General features: G+C 74.1%; 17 protein-coding genes. 7 read left to right on the top strand and 10 right to left on the bottom strand.

Annotation, left to right across the window (positions count from 1 at the left end; genetic code table 11):
- Positions 1-245: 245 nt before the first annotated feature.
- Positions 246-1055, bottom strand: a complete 810-nt coding sequence (locus MF605_RS03845; RefSeq protein ID WP_134415822.1) for an NUDIX hydrolase — start codon at positions 1053-1055, stop codon at positions 246-248.
- Between the two features lie 36 nt (positions 1056-1091).
- Here MF605_RS03845 and MF605_RS03840 point away from each other — a divergent pair, with 36 nt between their 5' ends.
- Positions 1092-2297 carry an NAD(P)-binding domain-containing protein gene (locus MF605_RS03840; protein WP_134415824.1) on the top strand — a complete coding sequence of 402 codons (1206 nt, stop codon included), beginning with the start codon at positions 1092-1094 and terminating at the stop codon, positions 2295-2297.
- Positions 2298-2314: 17 nt separating this feature from the next.
- Here the strand turns inward: MF605_RS03840 and nth are convergent, their stop codons facing one another.
- On the bottom strand, positions 2315-3121 hold the full coding sequence (gene nth / locus MF605_RS03835) for an endonuclease III (RefSeq protein ID WP_134415826.1): 807 nt from the start codon (positions 3119-3121) through the stop codon (positions 2315-2317).
- Between the two features lie 234 nt (positions 3122-3355).
- Here nth and acs point away from each other — a divergent pair, with 234 nt between their 5' ends.
- A complete protein-coding gene (acs, locus tag MF605_RS03830) occupies positions 3356-5296 on the top strand; it encodes an acetate--CoA ligase (protein ID WP_134415828.1) in 1941 nt (646 codons plus the stop codon).
- Between the two features lie 75 nt (positions 5297-5371).
- On the opposite strand, the gene MF605_RS03825 is transcribed toward acs, so the two are convergent.
- From MF605_RS03825 to MF605_RS03810, 4 genes are all read right to left on the bottom strand, one after another.
- Positions 5372-5854, bottom strand: coding sequence for a GntR family transcriptional regulator (locus MF605_RS03825; RefSeq protein WP_095694908.1), 483 nt, complete (start codon positions 5852-5854; stop codon positions 5372-5374).
- The gene (locus tag MF605_RS03820; RefSeq protein WP_036338231.1) at positions 5826-6011 is read right to left on the bottom strand and encodes a methionine/alanine import family NSS transporter small subunit; all 186 of its coding nucleotides are present in this window, start codon (positions 6009-6011) and stop codon (positions 5826-5828) included. The genes MF605_RS03825 and MF605_RS03820 overlap by 29 nt, the downstream gene beginning before the upstream one ends.
- A 3-nt stretch (positions 6012-6014) precedes the next feature.
- The gene (locus MF605_RS03815) at positions 6015-7658 is read right to left on the bottom strand and encodes a sodium-dependent transporter (protein WP_095694909.1); all 1644 of its coding nucleotides are present in this window, start codon (positions 7656-7658) and stop codon (positions 6015-6017) included.
- Between the two features lie 119 nt (positions 7659-7777).
- Positions 7778-9109 carry a MarP family serine protease gene (locus MF605_RS03810; protein ID WP_095694910.1) on the bottom strand — a complete coding sequence of 444 codons (1332 nt, stop codon included), beginning with the start codon at positions 9107-9109 and terminating at the stop codon, positions 7778-7780.
- 174 nt (positions 9110-9283) lie between these two features.
- Here MF605_RS03810 and MF605_RS03805 point away from each other — a divergent pair, with 174 nt between their 5' ends.
- Positions 9284-9961, top strand: coding sequence for a Crp/Fnr family transcriptional regulator (locus tag MF605_RS03805; RefSeq protein WP_002854021.1), 678 nt, complete (start codon positions 9284-9286; stop codon positions 9959-9961).
- Between the two features lie 32 nt (positions 9962-9993).
- Here the strand turns inward: MF605_RS03805 and MF605_RS03800 are convergent, their stop codons facing one another.
- From MF605_RS03800 to MF605_RS03790, 3 genes are read right to left on the bottom strand one after another with little or no spacing between them, the layout of a single operon-like run.
- On the bottom strand, positions 9994-10896 hold the full coding sequence (locus MF605_RS03800) for an NUDIX hydrolase (RefSeq protein WP_134415830.1): 903 nt from the start codon (positions 10894-10896) through the stop codon (positions 9994-9996).
- Positions 10886-11386 carry a RidA family protein gene (locus MF605_RS03795; protein ID WP_095694911.1) on the bottom strand — a complete coding sequence of 167 codons (501 nt, stop codon included), beginning with the start codon at positions 11384-11386 and terminating at the stop codon, positions 10886-10888. Before MF605_RS03795 ends, MF605_RS03800 begins: the two co-directional genes overlap by 11 nt.
- On the bottom strand, positions 11383-11550 hold the full coding sequence (locus tag MF605_RS03790) for a Sp36 family protein (RefSeq protein WP_010080276.1): 168 nt from the start codon (positions 11548-11550) through the stop codon (positions 11383-11385). Before MF605_RS03790 ends, MF605_RS03795 begins: the two co-directional genes overlap by 4 nt.
- A gap of 68 nt (positions 11551-11618) precedes the next feature.
- On the opposite strand from MF605_RS03790, the gene MF605_RS03785 reads away from it, so the two are divergent.
- Genes MF605_RS03785 through MF605_RS03770 form a run of 4 tightly spaced genes read left to right on the top strand, consistent with a single transcriptional unit; the run spans position 11619 to position 18518 of the window.
- On the top strand, positions 11619-13802 hold the full coding sequence (locus tag MF605_RS03785; RefSeq protein WP_095694912.1) for a transglycosylase domain-containing protein: 2184 nt from the start codon (positions 11619-11621) through the stop codon (positions 13800-13802).
- A 5-nt stretch (positions 13803-13807) separates the two neighbouring features.
- Positions 13808-14776, top strand: coding sequence for a metallophosphoesterase (locus MF605_RS03780; protein WP_134415832.1), 969 nt, complete (start codon positions 13808-13810; stop codon positions 14774-14776).
- 41 nt (positions 14777-14817) lie between these two features.
- Entirely contained in the window at positions 14818-16656 is a 1839-nt protein-coding gene (locus MF605_RS03775; protein WP_134415834.1) for an ABC transporter ATP-binding protein, read from the top strand.
- Positions 16653-18518, top strand: a complete 1866-nt coding sequence (locus tag MF605_RS03770; RefSeq protein WP_134415836.1) for an ABC transporter ATP-binding protein — start codon at positions 16653-16655, stop codon at positions 18516-18518. Before MF605_RS03775 ends, MF605_RS03770 begins: the two co-directional genes overlap by 4 nt.
- Positions 18519-18557: 39 nt before the next feature.
- Here MF605_RS03770 and MF605_RS03765 read toward each other — a convergent pair whose 3' ends face one another.
- Positions 18558-19613 carry a hypothetical protein gene (locus tag MF605_RS03765; RefSeq protein WP_069941148.1) on the bottom strand — a complete coding sequence of 352 codons (1056 nt, stop codon included), beginning with the start codon at positions 19611-19613 and terminating at the stop codon, positions 18558-18560.
- Positions 19614-19779: the final 166 nt, after the last annotated feature.

Genomic DNA, 19779 nt, shown 5'->3' with positions numbered 1-19779 from the left:
GAACCGCCGGTCGCCCTCGGGCGGGGCGGGGCGGCGTCGTCGGCCCCGGGGCGGGCGGGCCGGGGCGGCGGGGACGAACGGGCGCATGGCGGGCCTCCTGCGGGTCGGGGCGGCCGCCGCGGTCCGCGGCCGCCGGCCCGTCCAGTCCACCGTCCCGCCCGGGTGCCCGCGCCCCCGGTCCCGCCGCTGGGGACACGAACCCGCCCTCCGGCGCCTGTGCAGGAGCGGGCGGCGGCGCGCAGCCGTCAGCCGCGCAGGATCTCGTGGGTCCGCGCGTCGCGCACGCGGGAGTCGTCCCACGGCACGTCCCAGCCCAGCAGCGCCAGCACGCGGTCGAGCAGCGCCGCCGTGAACCCCCACACCAGGCGCTCGCCCACGAGGAAGCCCGGCGTCTCGCCGCGGCGGCCGCCGGGCCGGGCCACGCGGCACCGGTTCGCGGGGTCCACCAGGTCCGCGACCGGCATCCGGAACACGGCCGCGGCCTCGGCCTGGTCGACCACCGCCACGCGACTGGGGTCCCGCCACCACCCGAGCACCGGGTGCACCACGTGCCCGGAGACCACCACCGGCACCGCCGGCAGCACGCCCAGGACCTCCACGCCGGCCGGGTCCAGGCCGGTCTCCTCCTGCGCCTCGCGCAGGGCCGTGGCCACGACGTCGCCGTCCTCGGGGTCGACGCGACCGCCGGGGAACGCGATCTGCCCGGCGTGCTGGCGCAGGGTGGCGGCGCGCTGGGTCAGCAGCACGTCCACGTGCGGGTGCACGCGCCCGGCGTCGTGACGGGCGGGGACGTCGTCGAGGGCGCCGAACAGGATCAGCACGGCGGAGGGGCGCGGATCGCCGGACCGGGGCCAGTCGAAGCCCCACATCGGCACGGCCTCGGGCGGGATGGTGGTGAGCGAGGCCGGGTCGTGGTGACCGGGCGCGTCCGCAGGGGCCGTGCCCCAGCGGGCCACGAGGTCCGCCAGCTGGTCCCGCGCACCCGTCAGCGACGCCTCGGACGTCCCGACGGCGTCGCGGGAGGTCGGGCGGGGGCTCGCGGGGGTCTCAGGCATGGCCCCCACGCTAGCCGCCGGTCGTAGCCTCGGGGCATGACGGCTCCCCTGACCTCGCCCCCGGCGGCCACCGCGTCCCCGGATCCGGTGGACGTCGCGGTGATCGGCGCCGGCCAGGCCGGACTGGCGGTCGGCTACTTCCTGGCGCGGGCCGCGCGGGACGTCGCCGGCGGACGCCGGCCGGGCCCGCCGCCGTCGTTCGTCCTGCTCGACGCGTCCGCCCAGCCCGGCGGTGCGTGGCCGCACCACTGGGACTCTCTGCGCCTGTTCTCCCCCGCCGAGCATTCCTCCCTGCCGGGCCGACCCATGCCGCCGTCGCCCGGCCCCGCCACCCCGGACGCCGGGCACGTCGTCGCGTACCTGGCCGACTACGAGGACCGCTACGGGCTGCCGGTGCGCCGGGGCGTGCGCGTGGCGGAGGTGACGCACGACGCCGCCGCGTCCCCGCCGTTCACCGTGCGGCTCGAGGACGGCTCGGCCCTGACCGCCCGCGCGGTGGTCTCCGCGACCGGCTCGTTCACCCGCCCGTTCGTGCCGGCCCTCCCGGGGGCCGATCGCTTCGGCGGCACGCAGCGGCACTCCGCCGCGTACCGCTCCCCCGACGCGTTCACCGGGCGGCGGGTCCTCGTGGTGGGCGGTGGCAACTCGGGCGCTCAGATCGCGGCGGACCTGCTTCTGGCGGGTGTCGCCACCACGTGGGCCACCCGGCGTCCGCCGCGGTTCATGCCGGACGACGTGGACGGGCGGGTGCTCTTCGATCGGGCCTCGGCGCGCGTGCTGGGCCGCTCCGAGGCGCGCGTGGGCGACCTCGGGGACATCGTCATGGTGCCCCCGGTGATCCGCGCCCGCGACGAGGCCGGGCTCCACGCGGTCCCCGCGCCCACCGCGCTCACGCCGGACGGCGTCCGCTGGGACCACGACGCCGGCGCGAGCCACGGCTGGCCCGCCGCCAGCCGCGCCGCGGCCCGGGTGCGCGGTGCCGAGCACCCGGTGGACGACGTCGTCTGGTGCACGGGCTTCCGGGCGGACCTGCGCCATCTGCGGGGCCTCGAGCTGACCCGCCGCCCCTCCGGGGCGCCGGCGACGGAGCGTGCGCTGCCGACCGCCTCGGTGGACGTGCCGGGACTGCACCTGCTCGGCTACGACGACTGGTGCGGGGCCGCCTCGGCCACGCTCGCGGGCGTGGGGGTGCACGCGCGCCGGGCCGTCGACGCGATCCTCGCGGGCCTCACCGCAGGCTGAGCGGGCAGGCCGGGCGCTCAGGCCTCCAGCCCGTGGCCGAGGGCGCGCAGCTCCCGGCGCGTCCGCCCCGCGCGCAGGAGCTCGAGCAGCTCCTCCCGGCCGGGCTTGAGCTCGTAGGCGAGCAGGGCGCGCGCCCGCTCGGGGTCGGTCTCCCCCTCGCCGTAGGATGGGCACCAACGGGCGATCGGGCACGCCCCGCACGCCGGGCGGCGCGCGTGGCACACGCGGCGGCCGTGGAAGATCAGCCGGTGGGAGAGCATCGTCCAGTCCCGGCGCGGGAACAGGGCGCCCACGGCGTCCTCGACCTTCACCGGGTCGGTCTCGTCCGTGAACCCCAGGCGTCGGGCCAGCCGGCCGACGTGCGTGTCCACCGTGATCCCGGGCTGGCCGAAGGCGTTGCCGAGCACCACGAACGCGGTCTTGCGCCCCACCCCGGGCAGCGCCACGAGGTCCTCGAGACGGGCGGGGACCTCGCCGTCGTGCCGGGCCACGAGCTCCTGGGACAGCCGCAGGATCGCCGAGGCCTTGTTCCGGTAGAACCCCGTGGAGCGCACGAGCTCCTGCAGCTCGGGCTCGGTGGCCGCCGCCATCGCGTGGGCATCCGGGAAGCGGGCGAACAGCGCCGGCGTGGCCGCGTTGACGCGCACGTCGGTGGTCTGGGCGGACAGCACCGTGGCCACGAGCAGCTCGAACGGCGTCTCGAAGTCCAGCTCGGCGACGGCGTACGGGTACGTCTCGGCCAGGATCCGGTCGATCCGCCGCGCCCGGCGCACCAGGGCCAGCCGGGTCTCCCCGGTCGGCGTGCCCGTCGACTCCGTCTCCATCCGCGCGTCCTCCCGCCCTCGTGCGATCCGCTCAGGTCCGACCATCCTAGGGAGCGGGGCACATGCCGACGTCCGCACCGCGTCCGGCCCCCGCTTCTGGGTGCGATGCGACACACAGGACCTGAGGATTTGTGGCGACGACGCCGCGCGCGGCATGCTGAGGCGGGAGACTAGTGTGGGACGCGTCACATCCGTGCCGCGCACCGACCGCACCACCCCGAAAGGACCCCGTCGATGGACGAGCAGATCCCCACGTTCCCGCCCCCGGCCGAGTTCGCCGCCCAGGCGGTGGCCGGAGCCGACCTCTACGAGGAGGCCGCCGAGGACCGCCTGGCCTACTGGGCCCGCCGCGCCCGCGAGGTCCTGCACTGGGAGCAGGACTTCACCGACGTCCTGGACTGGTCCGACGCACCCTTCGCGAAGTGGTTCGTCGGCGGCACCACCAACGCCGCGTACAACGCCCTGGACCGCCACGTCGAGGCCGGCCACGGCGACCGCGTGGCCATCCACTTCGAGGGCGAGCCCGGCGACACCCGGACCTACACCTACGCCGACCTGGCCGCCGAGGTCCGGCGCGCCGCCAACGCGTTCGAGTCCCTCGGCGTGACCAAGGGCGACCGCGTGGCCGTCTACCTGCCGATGATCCCCGAGGCCGTCATCACGATGCTCGCGTGCGCGCGCATCGGCGCGGTCCACTCCGTGGTGTTCGGCGGCTTCTCCTCCGATGCCCTGCGCTCCCGCGTGGACGACGCCGAGGCCAAGCTCGTCGTCACGGCGGACGGCTCCTTCCGCCGCGGCAAACCCTCCATGCTCAAGCCCGCCGTGGACCAGGCCCTCTCCGCGCCCGGCCACACCGCCGAGCACGTGCTCGTGGTCCGCCGCAACGAGGCCGAGGTCGAGATGACCGAGGGCCGCGACCTGTGGTGGCACGACGTCGTGGACGGCCAGTCCGACGAGCACGAGCTCGTGTGGCACGACGCCGAGCACCCGCTCTACATCCTGTACACCTCCGGCACCACCGGGAAGCCGAAGGGCATCCTGCACACCACCGGCGGCTACCTCGTGCAGGCCGCGGTCACCCACCACGACACCTTCGACCTGCACCCGGAGTCGGACGTCTTCTGGTGCACCGCCGACGTCGGCTGGGTCACCGGGCACTCCTACGTCGCCTACGCACCGCTGGTCAACGGCGCCACCCAGGTGATCTACGAGGGCACCCCGGACTCCCCGCACCAGGGCCGCTGGTGGGAGATCGTGCAGAAGTACGGCGTGAGCATCCTCTACACGGCGCCGACGGCGATCCGCACGTTCATGAAGTGGGGCCGGCACATCCCGGACGAGTACGACCTCTCCAGCCTGCGCGTGCTCGGCTCCGTGGGCGAGGCCATCAACCCGGAGGCCTGGCGCTGGTACCACGAGGTCATCGGCGCCGGCCGCTGCCCCATCGTGGACACCTGGTGGCAGACCGAGACGGGCGCCCACATGCTCACCCCGCTGCCCGGCGTGACCACTCTCAAGCCCGGTTCCGCCCAGAGGCCGGTGCCCGGCGTCGTGCTGGAGGTCGTGGACGAGCTCGGCGAGCCCATGACGGACACGAGCGCGGGCTTCCTCGTGGTGCGCGAGCCGTGGCCGTCCATGCTGCGCGGCATCTGGGGCGACCGGGAGCGCTTCAAGGAGACCTACTGGTCCCGCTTCCCCGGCATGTACTTCGCCGGCGACGGCGCCCGCTACGACGAGGACGGCGACATCTGGCTGCTGGGCCGCGTGGACGACGTCATGAACGTCTCCGGTCACCGCCTGTCCACCACCGAGATCGAGTCCTCCCTCGTGGCGCACCCGTCCGTGGCCGAGTCCGCGGTGGTCGGTGCGAAGGACGAGACCACGGGCGAGGCGGTCGTCGCGTTCGTCCTGCTGACCACGGTCGCCGTCGCGGCCGACCGCGACGTCGCCGAGGTCGAGGAGGAGCTGCGGCAGCACGTGGGCAAGGACATCGGCCCCATCGCCAAGCCCAAGCGCGTGCTCGTGGTCCCCGAGCTGCCCAAGACGCGCTCCGGCAAGATCATGCGCCGTCTGCTCAAGGACGTGGCCGAGGGCCGCGACCCGGGCGACTCCACCACGCTGGCCGACCCCACGGTCATGCAGCGCATCGTGGAGACGCTCGCCCCGAAGGCCTGAGCCGGCACGACGACGCCGCCCCGGTCCGCACGCTGTGTGCGGTCCGGGGCGGCGTCGTCGGTGGGCGGGCCCGGCTCAGGCGCGGGCGGCCGCGTCCCGCCGGACCAGCTCCACGGCCTCGTCGGGCGTGTAGCCGAGGCGTTCGAGCAGGGTGTCGAGACAGCGGCGCACGGCCTGGTGCGCGGCGTCCGCGCGGGCGTCCGCCGAGGCGGCCACGAACGTGCCCGCGCGCCCCCGGGTGCGGATGGTGCCGTGCGCCTCGAGCTCCTTGTAGGCCCGGGCCACGGTGCCCGGTGCCACGCCGAGCTCGGCCGCGAGCGCACGCACGGGCGGCAGTCGGTCCCCGCAGGCGAGGGATCCGGAGGCGACGCCGGCCAGGACCGCGTCCACGATCTGCCGGTAGGGCGGGGCCGGCAGGCTCCCGTCCACCGCCACGACCGGCAGGGAGGCGGAGACCACGCCCGCGGCCCCGTCGGCGACCGAGGCCGCGGACGGGGCCGCTGCGGACGGACCGGGGGCCCTCATCGACTCACCGGTGCCGTGCGTCGAGACGGCCATCCTCGCGCTCCCACACGGCGGGGGCCAGTTCGTCCTCGATGGCGAGGTCGCCCGAGGAGTCGTCCGGGTGGCGGAGCAGGTGGACGGCGGAGACCGCGAGGCCGCCCCACACCAGGAGGATGGCCAGGGACATCATGACGATCGCTGCGGTGCTCATCGGTCAGAGCTCCTTCCGGGTGGCGGCCGCGGGCACCACCGGCAGGGCGCCGGTGGGGACGGTGCCCTCGGGCACGGCGTTGTGCGGGATGAGGTCGCCGTGGATCTCGCTGTCCAGGTCCTCGGCGTAGAGGTTGGACTTGCGGGACCACGGGATCAGGGAGAGCAGGATCGCCAGGGCGACGGAGCCGAGCGCGATGCCCCAGCCGAAGACGCCGAGGAAGTCGCCCGGGTAGCCCTCATAGCCCTCCGCGATCACCTTCATGATCCAGGAGAGCCAGATGTAGGCGAGCACGATCGGCATGAGCACGCCGATCAGCAGCACGTACCCGCGGCCGACCTTGAAGGAGGAGACGGCGTTGAGGTGCGCCGTGATGCGACGGGCCGAGCCCAGCGCACCGGTGACCAGGAGCACCGACAGGAGCGCCGCGCCCACGATGCCGAAGTTGTTGGCGAACGCGTCCATGGTGTCCAGCATCTGCAGGCCCGTGGTGGTGGAGAACAGGGCGAGGGAGACCACCCCGGACAGGCCGATCACCACGATCGTGGCCGTCCAGCGGCCCCAGCCGAGCTTGTCCTTCACGGCGGAGATGACGACCTCGAGGATCGAGATCAGCGAGGTGAAGCCGGCGACCACGAGCGAGCCGAAGAACAGCACGCCGATCAGGGCGCCGAGCGGGGCCTGCGAGATCAGGGTGGGGAAGGCGATGAACGCCAGGCCGATGCCGCTGCCGGCCACCTCGGCCACGGACACGCCGGAGGCCTGCGCCATGAAGCCCAGGGCGGAGAACACGCCGATGCCGGCCAGGATCTCGAAGCCCGAGTTGGAGAAGCCGACCACCAGGCCGGAGCCGGTGAGGTTCGTGCGGCGGTTGAGGTAGGAGGCGTAGGTGATCATGATGCCGAAGCCGACGGACAGCGAGAAGAAGATCTGACCGTAGGCGGCGATCCAGACGCCCGGGTCCGCCAGCGCGGCCCAGTTCGGCGTGAACAGCGCGTCCAGGCCCTGGGCGGCGCCCGGCAGGGTGAGGGCGATGCCGACGAGGATCAGGAACATCACGACGAGCAGCGGGATGCCGACCATCGAGGCCAGGGCCACGCCCCGGCGCACGCCGAAGCCCATGATGAGCAGCGTGATCACCCAGACGGCGAGCATGGGCCAGAAGACGCCCGAGACGAAGTCGAAGGACGGGGACGGGTCGTCGGCGACCTGCAGGTAGTCGCCCATGAGGAAGGTCTCCGGGTCGTCGCCCCACCGCTGGTCCACGGAGAACCAGGTGTACATGATCGCCCAGCCGATGATCGCGGCGTAGTAGATCGCGATGACGACGCAGATGAGCACCTGCCACCAGCCGACGGTCTCGGTCCACCGGGACAGGCGCCGGAACGCCAGCGGCGCGGAGCCGCGGAAGCGGTGGCCGATCGCGTAGTCGAAGAACAGCAGCGGGATGCCCGCGGTGAGCAGCGCGATCAGGTAGGGGATGACGAACGCGCCGCCGCCGTTCTCATAGGCGACGTAGGGGAAGCGCCAGATGTTGCCGAGGCCCACGGCGGAGCCGATGGCCGCCAGGATGAAGGCCCACCGGCCGGTGAACTCCTCCCGGGTGCGCTTCGGCGCCGACGCGGGCGCGGAGACGGTGCTGGACATGCAGGACCTCCGGGGGTCGGGAAAACTCGAGTGTGACGGAGGACACAATAGTCGACACGGGCCGTTGCCGGACAGTCCGGTCCGGAATGCGGGCATCAGGCGCGTGGCGCGGCGCCGGCTCAGCCGCCCGGGACGCAGTCCCCCGAAGGGACCGTGGCCGTCATCCCCGGGGCCGCGGCGACGACGGGGGCGATGGTGTCCGCCGTCAGGGCGTAGCCGACGGCGTCCGAGCCCGGGGCCCGGGCGAACACCAGACCGGCCAGGTTCCCGGCCGTGTCCACCACCGGGCCGCCCGAGTAGCCGTGGCGGATGTCCGCCGCGAGGGTGTACACGTCCACCATGCTCGCGGCCCCGGTCAGGACGTCGCCGAGCGGCACCTCGCCGACGGCCTGCACGGTCGCGGGGGTGGAGGCGAACGGGCCGCCGTCGGGATAGCCCAGGACGGAGGCCGACGCGCCGCCCGTCAGCTCGGCGCCGACCGGCATGACGGGCAGGTCCGCGTCGTCGACCGCCAGGACGGCGAGGTCGTGCACCGTGTCCAGGTGGACGATCCGCGCCTCATGCACGCCGCGGGCGCGGTCCGTCACGGTGGGGGCGTCCACGCCGAGGACCACGTGCGCGTTCGTGAGCACGCGGTCCGGGGCCACGGCCACGCCCGAGCCGCTCTGCACCTGGCTGCACTGCGCGGCCGTGCCGGTCAGCCGGACGACGGCGGCCGACGCCGAGGAGGCGGCGGGAGTCGAGGGGGCGGCCGTCGACGCCGACGAGGCGGGGGCGGTCGTCGCGGCCGACGGCGCGGCGGACGTCGGGGGCGGGGCGGACGTGGCGGTGTCGGACGGGGAGGAGGCGGCCGAGGGCAGAGCCGGCGTCGCGGCCGGGGCCGGGGCGGCACGGATGCCGTCGTCGGACTCCGGGACGGGGGCGGGCAGCTCGAGCTCCGGCAGCACGTCCAGGTCGGCGACGGCGGAGCGCGAGCGGGCGGCCCAGGCCAGGAGCGAGTCGGGCATCACGGTGTCCAGCGCCGTGATCACCTGCGAGCGGTTCACCTCACGGGTGACCGCGGTGGAGCCGGAGGCCGCGATGGAGAACGCCACGAGCCAGAGGACGAGGGCGCCCGCGAGACCGGCGGCGAGCGCGCCGAGCAGGCGGTCGACGAGTCGCAGGGCCGGCAGGTTCACGCGCAGCCGGATCGCCTCGCCGATTGCGGCGCCCACGTACTGGCCCGCCGCCACGAGCAGGACGAGGGTGGCGATCAGCGCGGCCCACCGCCACTGCGGCGCGGTGACGAACTCCGCCACCTCCGGCAGGGCGTAGAACGCGATCGCGGCGCCGCCGACCAGGCCGACGAGGTTGCCCAGCACCACCCACAGGCCGCGACGGTGACCCTGGACCAGGAGCATCGCGAGCGCGACGATGAGCAGGACGTCCAGCCACGTCAGACCCAGCGGCATGGGCGACCTCCTTCGGATGTGACGGCACCGGCCACGCACGGGGACGGCCCGCGCACCCGGTGGAGGATCCAGGGTATCGGCCCGCACTGGGGTATGGGGCACAATGGACGCCAGTGAACCGGGCGGCTCCTCCGCCGCGGTGTGAGGAACTGGCCACAGAGAGGACACGCACACATGGATCTCGAGGTTCTGCGGAAGGCTCCGCTGTTCACCAACCTGGACGACGAGGTGTTCGCCATCCTCACCTCGGAGCTGACCGAGGTGGAGCTCTCCCGCGGCGCGTCCGCGTTCCACGAGGGCGACCAGGGCGATCAGCTGTACGTGATCATGTCCGGCAAGATCAAGCTCGGCCGCACCGCCTCGGACGGCCGCGAGAACCTCGTGGCCGTGCTCGGCCCCGGCGAGATCTTCGGCGAGATGGCCCTGTTCAACCCCGCCCCGCGCAACGCCACCGCCACCGCGGTGTCCGCCACGCGCCTGGCCGGTCTGCGCCACGAGAACCTGCGCCGCGCCATCGCCTCGTCGCCGGATGTGTCGGTCCAGCTGCTCCAGGCCCTGGCCCAGCGCCTGTCCAAGACCAACGAGTCCCTGGCGGACCTGGTGTTCTCGGACGTGCCGGGCCGCGTGGCCAAGGCGCTCCTGGACCTCGCGGACCGCTTCGGCCGGCCGGCCGCGGACGGCCTGCTGGTGGCGCACGACCTCACGCAGGAGGAGCTCGCCCAGCTGGTGGGCGCGTCCCGCGAGACCGTGAACAAGGCCCTGGCCGAGTTCGTCCAGCGCGGCTGGATCCGCCTGGAGAACCGCGCCGTGGTGATCCTGGACCTGCAGCGTCTGCGCCAGCGTTCGCGCTGACGCCCCCGCCGCCGTGGAGCGGGCCACCCCGGTCAGTCCCGGGTGGCCCGCTCCACGCGCATCCGGGGGGTGCCGTCGTCGCCGGCCTCGGTGACCAGGTGGTATTCCGGCACGGGGTCGCGCCGGGCACAGGGCGTGACGGAGAGCAGGAAGGCGGCGGCCGTCCGGTGCGCCGCGACCCGACGCACCATCACCTGCGTCAGTGGGGTCGCCACCTGGTCGAAGGGCGCCGTGCCCTCCGCCCCGGCGGGTCCGGGCAGCCGCAGCGGGCCGGCGAGCGCGCGACGCGCGGGCACCCACGCCTGGAGTTCGGGACCGGGTTCCTCTGCTGTCGGCGCGGACTGCAGCGGTGGGGTCGTCGTAGCGAACACGGCCGTGTCGAAGCGTCGGTGGACGTGGGGCGCGGATTGCCAGCGCATGACGGGGCGCAGCAGGTCGGTGCGCAGTCCGAGGCCGCGCGCGGCCAGCAGGCGGGGCAGGCTCTCCGAGCCCTCCTCGAGCGAGCTGCGGCCCCCGCCCCAGGTCTCGATGCGCGCCGTGGCCACGACGTCCGTGTCGGAGCGGCCGGCGAGGAGCACTCCGGCCTCGTCGTGGAGCTCGCGGACGGCGGCCACCACGTGCTGCCGCGCACGCCGCCGGTCCGTGGTCCCGAACGTGCGGGCCCACTGGGAGGGCTCGGGCCCGTACCACGGGCAGGAGTCGGCGTCGGACTCGATGAGCGCGCCGCCGGGCAGGCCCACGCGGCCGAGCGGGGTGCGTCCCGCGCGGTGGCGGAGGAAGACCTCCGGGCCGTCGTCGCCGTCGCGCACCAGGACGACGGACGACGCGGGCCGGGCCGGGCGGACCTGGCGGAAGCGCCGGTCCAGCCACTGGCGGGTGAGGTCCTCCTCCTGCCCCGGGACCGGCAGCAGCATGCCGGCCGGGTCAGCGGACACGGACGGTGATCTCCACCTCGACGGGAGCGTCCATGGGCAGCACGGCCACGCCGACGGCGGAGCGCGCGTGGCGGCCGACCTCGCCGAAGATCTCGGCCAGCACGTCCGAGGCGCCGTTCACCACGCCGGGCTGACCGGTGAACGCGGGGTCGGAGGCCACGAAACCGACGACCTTGACGACCTGGGCGACTCGGTCCAGGTCCCCCAGCAGCTCGTGCACCGCGGCCATCGCGTTCACGGCGCACGCCCGCGCGAGCTCCTGGGCGCGTTCGGGGGTGACCTCCGCGCCCACCTTGCCGGTGGCGTGCAGGGCGCCGGCCACGAAGGGGAGCTGGCCTGAGGTCAGCACGAGGTCGCCGTCAAGCAGGGCCGGGACGTAGGAGCCGACCGGCGCCGCGACGGCGGGTCGGTCGATGCCGAGCGCCGCGAGGCGGGCCGCGACGGCGCCGTCGCCCCAGGTGGGGGCCGAGGACTGCGCCGTCACGTTCACGCCGCCTTCGGACGCTTGAGGTAGGCCACGGGGTTGTTCCCCTCGGGGCCCGGGATCACCGTGACGAGCTCCCAGCCGTCCTCGCCCCACTGGTCGAGGATCTGCTTGGTCGCGTGGATGAGGAGGGGGATCGTGGCGTACTCCCACTGCGTCTGCTGAGTCATGGGACCCACCCTAGCCACCGGCGCGGACCCCGGAAGAGGTCCCAGGTGCCCGCGCTACACTCGCGCCCATGGCCTCCCGCACGACCCGCTTCCCCGCCCCCTCGAGCGCTCTCGGCCGCCTCCTCGCCTTCGTGGGCCTCTCGGCGGTGGCCGGCCTGCTCGTGGCGGCCCTCCTGCTGCCCGTCGCGGGCCTGGCCGGTGTCGCCGCCGCGTCGGGCCGGGAGATGCTGGAGGAGCTGCCGGACGAGCTGCCCGCGGAGCCGGTCTCCGTCCCGTCGCGCATCCTGTCGGAGGACGGTGAGGAGATCGCCGTCTTCTACGAGGAGAACCGCACCCCGGTCCCGCTGGACGAGATCTCGGAGCACATGCAGCACGCGATCGTGGCCATCGAGGACGAGCGCTTCTACGAGCACGAGGGCGTGGACGCACGAGGCCTCATCCGCGCGACCGTGAACAACGCCACCTCCGACTCCACGCAGGGCGCCTCCACCCTCACCCAGCAGTTCGTGAACAACATGCTGGTGAACGTGCAGCAGATCCGCGGCGACTCCCGCCTCACGCTCTCCGGCTCCAAGAACATCGCGGACAAGGTCAAGGAGATCAAGCTCGCGGTCGCCGTCGAGAAGCAGATGTCGAAGGACGAGATCCTCGAGGGCTACCTCAACATCGTGCTGTTCTCCGGCCGTGCCTACGGGGTCGAGGCCGCCTCGCAGTACGTGTTCGGCAAGTCCGCCGCCGACCTGGAGAGCTGGGAGGCCGCCACGCTGGCCGGCATGGTCCAGTCCCCCACCCGGTTCGACCCGGCCCGCAATCCGGAGGAGGCCACGGAGCGGCGCAACCTCGTGCTGAACGCGATGAAGGACAACGGCTACCTCTCCCAGGAGGAGTACGACCACGCCGTCGCCCAGCCGATGGAGGTGGTCATGGAGTCCCGCCCCTCGGGCTGCCTCTACGCCAAGTTCGGCACCTACTTCTGCGACTACGTGGAGCGGCAGATCCTCGCCGACCCCACGTTCGGCCCGGACGTCCAGTCCCGCCAGGCCCTGCTGGACCGCGGCGGGCTCACCATCCGCACGACGATCGACTCGACGCTCCAGAAGGAGACCGAGAAGAACCTGCGCGCCTCGGTGCCCAACAACGAGTCGCTGGGCGCCGGCCACGCGCTCACCTCGGTGGAGGCCGGCACCGGCAACATCCGCACCATGGCCCAGAACACCGAGTACGCCATCCAGGACGAGCTCGGCCACACCTCGCTGAACTTCAACGTGGACAAGCAGTGGGGTGGCGGCCAGGGCTTCCAGGCCGGCTCCACGCTCAAGCCCTTCGTGGCACTGACGTGGCTGCGCAACGGCAACCGCCTGGTCGACTCCGTGGACGCCTCCCGGAACGTCTACCCCACGGGCACGCGGTTCGCTGCCTCGTGCCGCCCGGGCGGCTACACCACGGTCGGCGGCACCTGGCAGTTCAAGAACGTGGTCCCGGGCATGCTGCGGCAGGTGCGCGTGGACGAGGGCCTCTTCTGGTCGGTGAACACGCCGACCGTCGCCACCGCGTACCAGCTGGATCTGTGCGACATCACGAGCCTCACCACCCAGCTGGGCGTCACCCGCGCCCTGGACAGCTCCCCGTTGCAGCCGGACGACCCGTCCTTCCTGCTCGGCAAGGACTCGGTGGCCCCGCTCTCCCTGGCCGGCGCGTACGCCGCCATCGCCGCGAACGGCCTGTACTGCGAGCCGCGCGCCATCCTGGAGGTCACGGACACCGTCGGCAACCAGTACGACGTCGCCGACCCGCAGTGCGACCAGGTCATCGACCCGGACCACGTCCGGGAGCTGATGCCGGTCCTGCGCCACATCGGCGGCTTCAACATCGCCGAGGAGGGCGCCGGCTACGAGTTCGGCGGCAAGACGGGCACGAACGACAACGTGTCCTCCACGTGGTTCGTCGGGTTCACCAACAAGCTGGCCACCGCCGTGTGGACCGGCCGCTACAACAACCTGAAGACCATGACGGGCGAGACCGTCAACGGCGAGGTCCGCAACCCGTTCTACTCGACCTCCATCAACGGCCCGTCCTGGCTCGAGTACAACCAGTTGGCCAAGGAGAAGTTCCCGCCGGGTGAACTGCCCGAGTGGGACGGCCCGCAGTCGGAGGACCCGGGCGAGGCCGGCGAGCACCCGGACGGACGCCAGTTCCACATCGACGACCTGGACCGGGGCGGGCCGTTGCCCGAGGCGGTCCCGGGCTACTGACCGCGATGCGCCCCGCCGCCTCCCGCACCCGCCGCATGCTCCGTTCCGCAGCGCCTGCCGCCGTCGGGATGGCCACGACGGCGGGCCTCGGCCTGGCCTGGGGCCTCGTCGAGGCCGAGGCCCGGACGGTGCGCACGCACCGACTGGCCGTACTGCCGGCCGGGTCGGCGCCGCTGCGGGTGCTGCACCTCTCGGACATCCACCTGCTGCCCCGGCACCGGGCCAAGCGGGCGTGGCTGCGCGGATTGGATGTACTCGAGCCTGACCTCGTGGTCAACACGGGGGACAACGTGTCCGCCGCGGCGTCGGTGCCGCTCGTGCTCGACGCGCTCGGGCCGCTGCTGGCGCGGCCGGGCGTGTTCGTGCCCGGCTCCAACGACTACTACGCGCCCAAGGCGGCCAACCCCCTGCGGTACTTCGCGGGCCCCTCGCGCATGGACGCGGACCGGCCCCGGCTTCCCTCCGACGTCCTGTTCGGCGCGTTCCGCGCCGCCGGCTGGGCCGACCTGACGAACCGGGGCGTCGCCCTGGCCGTGCCGACCCGCGCCGGGACCACGCTCGAGGTCCTCGCCGCCGGCACCGACGACCCGCACCTCGGTCTGGACGCCTGGGCCGGCTTCCCCGGCCCCGCACACGACGACGGCGCCGGGCGGCCCGGCGGCGACGGGCGGTTCCGGCTGGGCGTCACCCACGCCCCGTACCGCCGCGTGCTGGACGCCATGACCGTCGACGGCGCCGATCTGCTGCTCGCCGGCCACACCCACGGCGGGCAGGTCTGCGTGCCGTTCCTCGGCGCGCTCGTCACCAACTGCGACCTGCCGCGCCGGCAGGCCTCCGGGGTCTCGACGTGGACGGCCGCGGGGCGGACCGTCCCGCTCGAGGTGTCGGCCGGCCTGGGGACCGCGCCGTCCGCGCCCGTGCGGTTCGCGTGCCGGCCCGAGGCCGTGGTGCTGGACCTGGTCCCGCGGGGCTGAGCCGCCTGTCCCGTCCGGGGCCGCGGGTACAGTGGAGCCCCGTGACCCGCACCACCTCTCCCGGCGCCTCGTCCCTGCGTGACGCCCTGGGCGGGATCGCACCGTACCTCGAGGGCGTGCGGGCGCGCTGGGTGCTCGGGCTCGCCTCGGCCATGGCGGCGGGCCTCGTGGCCCTGGCCATCCCGCAGGTCATCCACCTGCTCGTGGACACCGTGTTCACGGAGACCGTGCTCGCCCGGCCTTCCTCCCCCGACTCCCGCGCGGACGTGTGGCGGGCCGCCGGCCTGCTCACCGTGCTCGGCCTCGCCGAGGCCGCGTTCATCGGCCTGCGCCGGTACTTCATCCTCCCGCCGGCCGCCGGGGTGGAGAACCGGGCGCGCATCGCCCTGTTCGAACGGCTCCAGCGCCTGCCGGTGGCGTTCCACGACGCGTGGCCCTCGGGGCAGCTGCTCTCCCGGGCCCAGGGCGACCTCTCGCTCTTGCGGCGGTGGATCGCGTTCGGCTCGGTCATGCTCGTGGTGGACGTGGTGACCATCACCGTCGGCCTCGTCCTGCTGTTCCTGCTGTCCTGGCAGCTGGCCCTGCTCTACCTCGCCGCGGCCGTGCCGATCATGTGGGCGTCGTTCGGGTTCCGCAACGACTTCCGCGCCGCGTCCCGGCTCTCCCAGGACCAGGCCGGGGACCTCGCCACGTCCGTCGAGGAGTCGGTGCACGGCATCCGCGTCCTCAAGGCGTTCGGCCGCGGCGCGCACGCCCTCGACGGCTTCCGCGGGCGCGCCCGCACGCTGCAGGGCACCGAGGTGCACAAGGCGTCCGTGCTGGCTCGGTTCATCGCGCTGATCGTGGCCCTGCCGGAGACGGTGCTGGGCCTGGGCCTCGCCCTGGGCCTGTGGCTCGTGGCGACCGGGGAGCTGACGGTGGGCGCGCTCGCCGCCTACTTCGCCACCGCGGCCGTGCTGGCCGGACCGGTCGAGTCGGTGGGCCAGCTGATGGGCATGACCCTCTCGGCCCGCACGGCGATCGACCGCCACGTGGACGTGCTCGCCACGCCCGTGGACATCGCCTCGCCCACCGGGGAGGCCGCCGTCGTGCCCCCGACCACCGGCGCGCTCGCGTTCCACGGGGTGCGCTTCCGCTGGCCGGACGCGGACCCGGAGCGCGGGGAGCGCGACCTGCTCGACGGCGTCGACCTCGAGCTGGTGCCCGGCGAGACGATGGCCCTGGTCGGCGCGACCGGCGCCGGCAAGTCGACGCTGCTGCAGCTGGTCCCCCGGCTGCTCGACGTCACGGCGGGCTCCGTCTGCGTGGACGGGGTGGACGTGCGCCGGATGCCGCTCGAGGAGCTGCGCCGGCGGGTGTCCGTGGCGTTCGAGGACGCCACGCTGTTCTCCGCGACCATCCGGCAGAACGTGCTGCTCGGCGCCCCGGCGGACGTGCTCGCGGACGGCCTCCACTCCCCCGCGGCGGACGCCCTGCTCGACCTCGCGCTCGAGACCGCGCAGGCGGGCTTCGTGGCGGACCTGGCGGACGGCGTCGAGACCGAGATCGGCGAGGAGGGCCTCAGCCTCTCCGGCGGACAGCGCCAGCGGATCGCCCTCGCCCGCGCGATCGCGGCGCGCCCGGACGTGCTCGTGCTGGACGACCCCCTCTCCGCCCTCGACGTGCGCACCGAGGAGGCCGTGACCGCGCGCCTGCGCGAGGTCCTCGACGGGACGACCACCCTGATCGTGGCGCACCGTCCCTCCACCGTGGCCCTCGCGGACCGGGTCGCGGTGCTGGCGGACGGGCGGATCGCCGACGTGGGGACGCACCCCGAACTGCTGGCCCGCAGCGCCGTGTACCGGCACATCATCTCGAGCCGACCGGAGGAGCAGGCATGAGCGCCGCCGATGTGAGCCGCGTGCGCGGCGTGGGGGCCGAAGAGGACCTCGACTACACCCGCGCGGAGCGCCGCCACATCCGGCGCCGGTCCTTCCGCCTGCTCGGCGAGCTCGCGCGGCCGGTCCGGGGGACGTTGCTGCTCACCGTGGTCTTCGTGCTCGTGTCCAACGCGGCGCGGGCGGCCGGGCCGCTGATCATCGCCTGGGCGATCGACGCGGAGCTGCCGCGCGTCGTCGAGGCCGTGCGGGCCGGCGAGTCCGTCTGGCCCGTCCTCGTCCCCGTGGGCGGGGCGTACGTGGCGGCGGCCCTCATCTCCGGCGGCCTCCTGGGGGCGTACACATGGCTCACCGCGCGGGCGAGCCAGGCCATGCTGCTGAGCCTGCGGCTGCGCGTGTTCCGGCACACGCAGCGGCTGAGCCTCGGGTTCCACGAGCGGTACACGTCCGGGCGGGTGATCTCGCGGCAGACCTCAGACCTGGAGGCGCTGCGGGAGCTGCTGGACCAGGGCGTGTCCTCGCTCGTGTCCGGGCTGATGTTCATGTCGTTCACCGCGGCGTCCATCCTGCTGCTGGACCCGCCGTCGTTCCTCGTGCTGCTGGGCGCGGCCGTGCCGGTGGCGATCGTGACGCGCTGGTACCAGGTGCGGTCCGAGGAGGCGTACCGGCGGTCGCGGGTGTCCTCGGCGCGGTCCATCGTGCACTTCGTGGAGACCATGACCGGCATCCGCGCGGTGCAGGCCTTCCGACGGGAACGGGACAACGACGCGCGGTACCGCGAGTTGGCCACGGCCTACCGGGACGACATGGTGGCCACGCTCAACCTGTTCGGCATCCTGCAGCCGGTGCTCGTGGCGACGGGCAACCTGACGGTGGCAGCGCTGCTCGTGACCGGGGGCCTGCGCGTGCTCGACGGCGACCTCGAGGTGGGGGTGCTCGTGGCGCTCCTGCTGGCCGGGCGGCGCGTGTTCCAGCCCATGGAGATGGTGGCGATGTTCTACTCGTCGCTGCAGTCCGCGACGGCGGCGCTCGAGAAGGTCTCCGGCCTGCTCGAGGAGGAGCCCACCGTGGTGGAGGCCGCCGAGCCCACGCCGCTGCCCGGGGCCGACGCGCCGGGGGCGGGCGTGGCGTCCGGGCGGGTGGAGTTCCGGGACGCGGTGTTCAGCTACGGGCCGGACCGGGTGGTGCTGCCGGAGTTCGACCTCGTGATCCCGGCCGGGCAGACCGTGGCCGTGGTGGGCCAGACGGGCGCGGGCAAGTCGACGCTGGCCAAGCTCATCGCCCGGTTCTACGACGTGTCCACCGGCTCGCTGACGCTGGACGGGGTGGAGCTGCGCGAGCTCAGCCAGGCGGATCTGCGGCGCAACGTGGTGATGGTGACGCAGGAGGCATTCCTGTTCTCCGGGTCGATCGCGGAGAACATCGCCCTCGGCCGGCCCGACGCCACCGAGGCCGAGATCCAGGCGGCCGCCCGGGCGGTGGGGGCGCACGACTTCATCCTGGGGCTGCCCGAGGGCTACGCGACCGACGTCGCCAAGCGCGGCGGGCGGCTGAGCGCGGGGCAACGGCAGCTCGTGTCGTTCGCGCGGGCGTTCCTCGCGGACCCCGCCGTGCTGATCCTGGACGAGGCGACGTCGTCGCTGGACCTGCCGAGCGAGCGGCTCGTGCAGGCCGGGCTGGAGCGGCTGCTGGGGAACCGGACGGCGCTGATCATCGCCCACCGGCTCAGCACCGTCGAGACCGCCGACCGGGTGCTCGTGATGCACGACGGCCGGATCGTCGAGGACGGCAGCCCTGCCGAGCTCGTGGCGGCCGACGGCCGGTTCGCGGCGCTGCACCGGTCCTGGGAGGACTCGCTCGCCTGATGGGCCCCGGGCCGGGCACTTTCGAACGTGAGAGAGGGCCTATCCCACGTTCGAAAGTGCCCATTCGCCCGATTTCACGTTCGAAAGTCCTGCGGCGGGGGCGGGAGCGGAGATGGTGGAGGTCGCCCGCGCGGCCCGGTCGTGGCGGACGACGGCGGCCACCACGGTCCGGAAGTCCTCGGCCAGGTCGGCGCCCATCACCGTGATGGACAGGTGGCCGGCCTCCTGCCAGAGACGGTCCCGCCGTGCGTCGCGTCGCTGCTGCTCCGGCGTGCGATGGTGGCCGCCGTCGTAGTGGAGGGCCACGCGGGACCGTTCGACCACCATGTCCGCGTCGGTCCGCTCCCCCGCCGGTGAGACCAGCTGCGCCTGCAGGCGCGGCTCGGGGAGGCCGGCGTCGAGGAGCGCCAGCCGCAGTCGCGTCTCCGGAGGCGAGTCCGCCCCCACCCGGATCAGCGCCAGCGCGGCCCGAGCCACCCGCACGCCCTTGAACCGGCCCGCCCGCTCCAGCGCCGCGGAGAGCCGCGACGCCGTCGTGCGCGGCGGGAGTCGGGACCCGTCCACCCACGGACGGTTCACGAGCGCGTCCCCCGCGACGACGGCGTCCGCCACCTGATCCGGCCGCAGCAGGGAGCAGAGGTCCACCCACGTCCGCTCGAGCGAGGTGACCGGGACCCCGTGCACCTCCACGCGGTCCTCGGCCGGCACCGTGCGTCCGTGGCAGGCGACGCCCGCGCGCCCCGTCCGACCCGTGCGGTGCGGCCGGCTCACGTGCACCCGTGTGTCCTCCTCGGCCCACCACGGCAGGACGAGCCCGTGCAGCCGCGCCGCCGTCAGATGCGAGGCGACCCCACGGGTCAGAGCCACCACGACAGCGGCCTCCTCCGGCGGCAGGGCCGCCACGGGGCGGGGGTATCCGAGCGCGGCCCACGACCCCGGCACGTCGACGACCGCGCGGTGTGCCCCGTGGGTGACCTGGCGCAGGTCGAGGCTGCGCAGCCGGTCGGAGGAGAGGGAGAGGCGGTCCAGGGCTTCGCGCCGGGTGAAGACGCGGCCGGCGAGGGCTGGCGGAAGGGGTGCGGGGCGGCGTGGCATGCGGCCAGGATGCGGGCGCCGTCGTCGTGGGCGGGCGTCCGACCCCCTCCTGTGCGGGGCCGGGCCCCTGTGCAGGAGCCGCCCCGCCCCGCCCCTCCCCGGACTTTCGAACGTGAAATCGGGCGAATGGGGACTTTCGAACGTGAGAGAGGGCCTATCCCACGTT

The organism is Micrococcus luteus (assembly GCF_022664405.1).
Taxonomy (GTDB): Bacteria; Actinomycetota; Actinomycetes; order Actinomycetales; family Micrococcaceae; genus Micrococcus; species Micrococcus luteus.
This window is presented reverse-complemented; position numbering and strand designations above follow the sequence as displayed.

Coding starts and splice junctions, on each gene's coding strand:
- acs (WP_134415828.1), top strand. CDS start 3,356: ATGGACGAGCAGATCCCCACGTTCCCGCCCCCGGCCGAGTTCGCCGCC.
- MF605_RS03790 (WP_010080276.1), bottom strand. CDS start 11,550: ATGACTCAGCAGACGCAGTGGGAGTACGCCACGATCCCCCTCCTCATC.
- MF605_RS03765 (WP_069941148.1), bottom strand. CDS start 19,613: ATGCCACGCCGCCCCGCACCCCTTCCGCCAGCCCTCGCCGGCCGCGTC.
- MF605_RS03770 (WP_134415836.1), top strand. CDS start 16,653: ATGAGCGCCGCCGATGTGAGCCGCGTGCGCGGCGTGGGGGCCGAAGAG.
- MF605_RS03840 (WP_134415824.1), top strand. CDS start 1,092: ATGACGGCTCCCCTGACCTCGCCCCCGGCGGCCACCGCGTCCCCGGAT.
- MF605_RS03810 (WP_095694910.1), bottom strand. CDS start 9,109: ATGCCGCTGGGTCTGACGTGGCTGGACGTCCTGCTCATCGTCGCGCTC.
- MF605_RS03825 (WP_095694908.1), bottom strand. CDS start 5,854: ATGGCCGTCTCGACGCACGGCACCGGTGAGTCGATGAGGGCCCCCGGT.
- MF605_RS03785 (WP_095694912.1), top strand. CDS start 11,619: ATGGCCTCCCGCACGACCCGCTTCCCCGCCCCCTCGAGCGCTCTCGGC.
- MF605_RS03805 (WP_002854021.1), top strand. CDS start 9,284: ATGGATCTCGAGGTTCTGCGGAAGGCTCCGCTGTTCACCAACCTGGAC.
- MF605_RS03780 (WP_134415832.1), top strand. CDS start 13,808: ATGCGCCCCGCCGCCTCCCGCACCCGCCGCATGCTCCGTTCCGCAGCG.
- MF605_RS03820 (WP_036338231.1), bottom strand. CDS start 6,011: ATGAGCACCGCAGCGATCGTCATGATGTCCCTGGCCATCCTCCTGGTG.
- nth (WP_134415826.1), bottom strand. CDS start 3,121: ATGGAGACGGAGTCGACGGGCACGCCGACCGGGGAGACCCGGCTGGCC.
- MF605_RS03815 (WP_095694909.1), bottom strand. CDS start 7,658: ATGTCCAGCACCGTCTCCGCGCCCGCGTCGGCGCCGAAGCGCACCCGG.
- MF605_RS03845 (WP_134415822.1), bottom strand. CDS start 1,055: ATGCCTGAGACCCCCGCGAGCCCCCGCCCGACCTCCCGCGACGCCGTC.